General features: G+C 67.6%; 1 pseudogene. It reads left to right on the top strand.

What is annotated here, in order from left to right:
* Positions 1-244: pseudogene (locus tag SB764_RS43730) on the top strand (hypothetical protein); the annotation flags it as partial.

Below are 244 nucleotides of genomic sequence, written 5' to 3'. Positions count from 1 at the left end.
AACGCAAGTCGATCGATGCCAGCGTCGACGGCACCATGTCCCGGCTGTTCACCACGGTGACGGGTTCGCGCGAACTCGTGTCGAAAGCGCGCGGCGTGCTGGTGTTCCCGTCGGTGCTGCAAGCAGGCTTCATCGTCGGCGGCCAGTATGGCGAAGGCGCGCTGCGCGTGGGCGGCGGCACGGTCGGCTACTACAGCACGGTTTCCGGTTCGCTCGGTCTGCAGGCCGGTGCGCAGTCGAAGGC

Source organism: Paraburkholderia sp. SIMBA_027 (genome assembly GCF_046535315.1).
Taxonomy (GTDB): Bacteria; Pseudomonadota; Gammaproteobacteria; order Burkholderiales; family Burkholderiaceae; genus Paraburkholderia; species Paraburkholderia tropica.
The sequence above is the reverse complement of the archived record's forward strand: the minus strand, read 5'-3'. Positions and strand labels throughout refer to the sequence as shown.